At 42.2% G+C, this 6,315-nt stretch carries 6 protein-coding genes; 5 read left to right on the top strand and 1 reads right to left on the bottom strand.

The window, feature by feature from the left end; all coding sequences use genetic code 11:
- Nucleotides 1-180 precede the first annotated feature (180 nt).
- A complete protein-coding gene (locus tag MiSe_RS47125) occupies nucleotides 181-744 on the bottom strand; it encodes a DUF2808 domain-containing protein (RefSeq protein ID WP_226593996.1) in 564 nt (187 codons plus the stop codon).
- A gap of 606 nt (nucleotides 745-1,350) precedes the next feature.
- On the opposite strand from MiSe_RS47125, the gene MiSe_RS47120 reads away from it, so the two are divergent.
- From MiSe_RS47120 to MiSe_RS47100, 5 genes are all read left to right on the top strand, one after another.
- Nucleotides 1,351-2,472, top strand: a complete 1,122-nt coding sequence (locus MiSe_RS47120) for a glycosyltransferase family protein (RefSeq protein ID WP_226593994.1) — start codon at nucleotides 1,351-1,353, stop codon at nucleotides 2,470-2,472.
- 36 nt (nucleotides 2,473-2,508) lie between these two features.
- Nucleotides 2,509-2,985 carry a hypothetical protein gene (locus MiSe_RS47115; RefSeq protein WP_226593992.1) on the top strand — a complete coding sequence of 159 codons (477 nt, stop codon included), beginning with the start codon at nucleotides 2,509-2,511 and terminating at the stop codon, nucleotides 2,983-2,985.
- 12 nt (nucleotides 2,986-2,997) lie between these two features.
- Nucleotides 2,998-3,723: a glycosyltransferase family protein gene (locus MiSe_RS47110; protein ID WP_226593990.1), complete on the top strand. Its 726-nt coding sequence runs from the start codon at nucleotides 2,998-3,000 to the stop codon at nucleotides 3,721-3,723.
- Nucleotides 3,724-3,735: 12 nt separating this feature from the next.
- Entirely contained in the window at nucleotides 3,736-4,923 is a 1,188-nt protein-coding gene (locus tag MiSe_RS47105; protein WP_226593988.1) for a glycosyltransferase family protein, read from the top strand.
- A 180-nt stretch (nucleotides 4,924-5,103) separates the two neighbouring features.
- A complete protein-coding gene (locus MiSe_RS47100; RefSeq protein ID WP_444980643.1) occupies nucleotides 5,104-6,186 on the top strand; it encodes a glycosyltransferase family 2 protein in 1,083 nt (360 codons plus the stop codon).
- The last annotated feature ends 129 nt before the right edge of the window (nucleotides 6,187-6,315 follow it).

The following is a 6,315-nucleotide window of genomic DNA, read 5'->3' as shown; positions in this document are numbered from 1 at the left end:
AGCCATTAGCCATTAGCCATTAGCCATTAGCCATTAGCCATTAGCCATTAGCCATTAGCCATTAGCCATTAGCCATTAGCCATTAGCCATTAGCCATTAGCCATTAGCCATTAGCCATTAGCTATTAGCCATTAGCCATTAGCCATTAGCCATTAGCCATTAGCCATTAGCTATTAGCGTTTATGCTCCATCATTATTACCTTCATAAATCTGAATCCGCCCAAATCCTAAAAACTGACCGTGGGGTTTTTCCCCCGTCGGAAATGCGGTAACACCGTATAAATAAACACCTCCGACATGGGGATTGCGAGTCGCATAAAGTCTGATGGTGACTGTTTTACCAGGCGGAACGGGTGGGTCAAAAATCACTTTTATCCCTAGGGTTTGGGGGTCTATTGTGACTTCTTTTAAGGATAATCTGGCGGCGGGACGGTTGGGGGTGCCTTCAAATGCTTCGGTTCTATTGAGATCGAAACGCGGACGCGCCGTGCCTTGTTGTTGTGCGATCGCCACTTTCTGCAAAGACTCCCCCGCATTTTCCGGCATCGCGAGGGTAAAATCATACCTTGCACCCCAGGAATTAGCATCCTTTTGCGTCGTTACCGCACCCATCAAACGCGGCGGGTTAGCAAAATAAGTGGTTCCATCTGCAAGTCGGATAGCTTGTGCAGACCAAGCAGCAAAGCTGAAAATACCTGCCGACAAAGCTAGTGCGATTGGCATCTGCAAGCGATGAACCTTCATATGCAGTTAAAAAAATCCGTAGCATTACGTACAATTTTCACATCTGTTGATAAGTTTTCTGTGCAACTTCTATAAGAAAAGTTTAACAGAAGAGCCAGTCGCATCGTACCTCCCCACAGACGTTTCCCAGTCTCAGTAGTTCCACGGCGAGAATGAGAAGTTTCTCATCACAACTTCATAGAATTTTTATAAAGCTTTAATAATATACAGATAGAGCAATCCTCTGACTATCAGCCTCAAGGTTGAAAGTCAGCTGCTCGTTCTGTAGCAGAGGAAAACCGCTGCAAAGAACGCTAAAAATTAGCCGGAAACTTTTTGATTGATGCACAGTCAAGCTAGGACAAGATTATTTTAATTATTTGATTAAATAATCTTGCAATCAGCTATTTTAACAGTCCGAAACTTCAGCAACAGTTTTGGCTATTCCCTCATGACTATTCGCTCCAAACACCCATTCAAAACATTGGGAGGCATTTGAAAATGAGACTTATGGTTTATTCTCATGACACATTCGGTCTCGGCAATATTAGCCGAATGCTTGCCATCTGTAACTATTTGTTGAAAACCATTCCAAAACTTTCAATTTTAGTGGTCTCTGGTTCGCCGATGCTGCATAGTTTTCGGCTACCTCAAGGGCTTGATTACGTCAAACTTCCTTGTCTCAATCGGGGGGAATCCGGTCAATTATCAGCTAAATATCTCAACACTGAAACTGATGAAACGGTAAAGCTTCGATCCGAAATAATTCTGGCGACAGCGATTAATTTCAAACCAGATATGCTCTTGGTTGATAAAAAGCCCAATGGCATAGAAGGCGAGCTAACAGCCACGCTAAAATATTTGAAATGCGTGCTGCCAGAAACCAAGCTATTGCTGTTGCTGAGAGATATCCTCGACAGCCCAGAAACAACGATTCCAGAATGGAAAAACAACGGTTATCACGAAGCGATTTACTTTTTTTACAACCAGATTTTGGTTGTGGGAATGCCAGAAGTTTTTAACCTGACAAAGGAATATCAATTTCCGGCTTATACTGCTAAAAAAGTGCGGTTCTGTGGCTACATTCGTAAAGAACCCGGTTTGAAGCCTCGTAGCATCCTCCGCCAAGAATTGCAAATCAATGCAGACGAACAATTCGTATTAGTTACGCCGGGTGGCGGTCAAGATGGCGATTACTTGATTGAAAACTATTTTGCCAGTCTAGAACATCTTCCTGAGTCACACAAATTAAAAAGCGTCATCCTGTGTGGCCCCGAAATGAAGGCATCCCAGAAACAAGCCTTTTATCAGACAGCGCAAAAATATCCCCACGTTCAAATTAGCGAATTTACCGATGATTTGATGAGCTACATGGAAGCATCTGACCTGATTGTTTCTATGGGTGGCTATAACACGGTAACGGAAATTCTTTCTTTAGGAAAGAAATCAATTATCGTTCCCCGCGTCAAACCAGCTAAAGAGCAATTAATTCGCGCTGAACGGTTATCTAGATTGGGTTTAGTGAAAATGATTCATCCGGATTGTTTGACACCCCAAGGTTTGATGGAAACAATTTTAGAACAACTCAGCAATTCCACCAGTCATCTGCCTGCGGTTTCCCGCCTTGATTTGGATGGACTTCCTCAGACTACTCGCTACATTTATAACCTGTTGCATGGCATTGAGTCTGACGAATTTGCCTACAGGTATTCCAAGTCTTTATACGCCGATTTACTGACAGCGGTTTAAAGACAATTGAATCACGGAAAATCAGGGAAGAGGTGTATGAAAAATATCTTGTTTTACTGCCAAAATCTTCTAGGTCTAGGTCACTTAGTCCGAACAACAGAAATCATTCGCCACCTGAGTAAGGACTTTAAAGTTTGTTTGGTTCAAGGTGGAACACCTGTGCAGGGATTTGAACTGCCATCGGGTGTTGAAACAATCCACCTACCAGCAATTCAGGTAGACCCGACAACGCTCTGGTCAGAAAATAGAATCATGGTTGCAGATAGTTCCCTCAGCCTTGATGAAGTTAAAGAAATCCGCAAAAATATGCTTCTCAAAGTGTTTGACATATTGCAGCCTGATTGTTTAATTACAGAAGGTTTTCCGTTCAGCAAGAAACAGAGCTTGTCCTTTGAGTTAGTACCACTTCTAGAGCGAGTAAAAACGACAAAACCTTCAACCAAAGTTGTTGGCAGTCTCCGAGACATTTTTATGGTCAAGAATACTGAAGAACGCGCTAAAAAAGAAGAATAAAGATGTCAGTTTGTGAATCATTACTACGACCTGTTACTGTATCATTCCGATCCAAAAGTGCATCGATTAGAGGAAAGTTTTGCTTTAGCAAAAGACCTGAAATGTCAAGTATGTTACACAGGATACGTCGTCCAATCTCCAATAGAAAATACTGTAGTTACTGACGAAGACATCGCCAGCTTGAGCAGTCAAGAACCCACAATTTTAGTCAGTGTTGGCGGGGGTAAACTGGGTCACGATCTACTGGAAGCTGTTATAGAAGCTGCTGCAATTCTGGAAAAACAATTGCGTCATAAAATTAACATATTTACGGGGCCATTGATGCCAGATGAAAAGTTATTACAACTGCAAAAGTTAGCCGCAGATAGAACTAACATCAACATTCGGCGTTTTACTACCCAGTTAATTGAGCATATGGAAAAAGCCAGTCTTTCGATTAGTTTGGGTGGCTATAACACGACAATGAATGTTCTCAAAACTGGCGTTCGCTCGATGATTTACCCTTCTAATAAAGACCGAGAGCAGGCAATTAGAGCCGAAAAGCTAGAAAAAATGGGAATTCTTGAGGTGATTCGTCCTGAGGATTTGTCACCCGCTCATCTGGCTGAAAAAATTATTGCCTGTCTCAACAAAGAACCTGTTAAAAACCTATGCCAAAATTTGGAATTACAGGGAGCGCAAAAAACGGCACAATTGCTGCAAAATTTACTTGAATTACAAATGATTGAGGCTGCTTAAGTGGAGGGGAAAATGAAAAAGGTTTTGTTTTACTGTCAGTATCACTTAGGAATGGGTCATCTCGTGAGGAGTACGGAAATTATTCGCAGCCTCGCTAAAGAGTTTAAAGTCTGTTTTGTCAAAGCGGGAACGGAAGTGGAGGGGTTTGATTTTCCAGCCAATGTTGAATTGGTGACTCTACCTTTACTGTTGTCGGAAAACAAGCAAGTTAAAGTTGCAGACAGTGAGCAAAATATTGAGGAAGTTAAGGAAAATCGAAAAAATTTACTGCTCAAAGTGTTCGATGAATTCCAGCCTGATTGTTTAACGATCGAAGGGTATCCGTTCAAGAAATATCAGTTTGAGTTTGAATCTATTCCACTGTTAGAGCGAGTGCGAGCAACAGGACGTAAAACTAAAGTTGTTTGCAGTCTGCGGGATGTGGTGATGGCTCAAGCATATGAAAATCGGGATGCGATTATCGAGAAGACTTGCGATCGCTTGAATAAATACTTCGACTTACTCCTGGTGCATTCCGACCCCTCTTTTCATCGCTTAGAAGAAAGTTTCCCTCAAATCCAAGACATCAAATGCGATATCCGTTACACGGGATATGTCGTTCAATCTTCTCCGGAAAATCCTGCCGTAAACCCGGAAGATTTGATTGATTTTAATCGGAAAAATCCGATGATTTTAGTGAGTGTAGGGGGTGGACAATTAGGCCACGAACTGTTAGAATCAATTCTAGAAGCAAGCTCAGTAATAAAACAGCTTTTACCCGACTATCACCTGCAAGTATTTACTGGGCCTTTTATCCCGAATGAAAAGTTTTTACAACTGCAAAAAGCAGCAGAAAACAAATCCAATCTGACCTTGAGGAAATACACATCGCAGTTATTGGCTTATATGGAAAAAGCAGAACTTTCCATTAGCTTGTGTGGCTACAATACTGCCATGAACATTCTCAACACAGGCGTGAAGTCGATGATGCTTCCTTCTAATAAAGATTGGGAGCAGAAAGTCAGATCCGAAAAGATGGAACGACTGGGAATCGTCAAGGTGATTCAGCCAGATGATTTAAAACCAGAAAAATTGGCTAAGAAAATTGTCGAATATCTTTACAAACCTGTTGTCAAACAGTTTAAGACTTTTGAACTCCAAGGCGCACAAAAAACTGCCCAATTGCTGAAAGAATTACTGGCAAGCAAGGTGGCAGCCTAATCCTTCAGGACTGACGCCAAGAAACCCGGTTTCTCTGAAAAAAGAAACCCGGTTTCTCTGAAAAAAGAAACCCGGTTTCTAAGTTCGTAGTCAAAACTTTAATACTCGCTCGTTGCCGGAGTAATTATGACCCTCAATATCAACTTACCCCAAGAACAATCAACAATGGAGACATCAACCATGCAAACACCACTTGTGACAATTGTCGTCGTACCACGGGAGCGTTTTAGCTATAGTCGCGAGTCTTTAGAAAGCATCTACAGCGAAACTGATGATTATCCCTTTGAATTAGTTTATGTCGATGGAGGTTCTTCTCCCTCGCTCAAGCGCTATTTGGAAGAGCAATCCAAGCAGAAGAATTTTAAATTGATTCGCACCGAGCATTTTATTTCTCCTAACAAAGCCAGAAACTTGGGACTTAAAGAAGTTAAAACCAAGTACCTTGTTTTCATTGATAACGACGTACTGGTTAAACGGGGTTGGTTGCAAAGCTTAGTAGAAACTGCGGAAGAAACTGATGCAACTGTGGTTGGGACTTTAACTTGCATTGACGAACCCGTGCATGAAGTCGTTCACAATGGCGGTGGAGAAACTTACTTTGAAACTCGCGTAGAAAATGGCAAAAGTGGACGATTTGCGGTGCAGAATAGCTATTTAGAAGGACGGCGGGTTTCCAAGATTGCTGACGAATTGGAGCGGGTTAAGTGCGATTTTGTTGAGTTGCACTGTGCGTTGGTGCGTACTGAATTCTTGGAAAAACATGGCGGGATGGATGAAGGGTTGCTCAGCACGAGAGAACACATCGATTTGTGTTTGATGGCGACTCATAATGGCGGTACGGTTTATTGCGATCGCCAGAGCATCGTCACCTACATGACTGGGGCAAAATTAGATTGGTGGGATGTCACTTATTTTATGCTGCGCTGGAGCGATGCTTGGGATCTTGCCAGCTTTAATCACTTCCGCCAAAAGTGGGGACTTCAGGAAGATTGGTATTTTGAAAAGCGGTATAATCGTCTCGGACGCCGCCGCTATCGCGCTTTACTCCGCCCTGTAATTAGCCGTTTTCCTTTAAAAGATCAAAGGAATTGGTTTGCGGATTTTATCAAAGATGTGGAAAGACCGCTGAATAATTTTATCAGCGACATGTATGCTCAAAAGCACGAATATGCTCGTCACAGTTTGGGTTTGAGAAAGCCGAACAAGGTATTTGAAAAACCTGAAAAATCTAAACCTCTGGTTGCTTCATCTGTGAATGGGTAATTGCTAATGGCTAATGGCTAATGGCTAATGGCTAATGGCTAATGGCTAATGGCTAATGGCTAATGGCTAATGGCTAATGGCTAATGGCTAATGGCTAATGGCTAATGGCTAATGGCTAATGGCTAATGG

The organism is Microseira wollei NIES-4236 (assembly GCF_020521235.1).
Classification (GTDB): Bacteria; Cyanobacteriota; Cyanobacteriia; order Cyanobacteriales; family Aerosakkonemataceae; genus Microseira; species Microseira wollei.
This window is presented reverse-complemented; position numbering and strand designations above follow the sequence as displayed.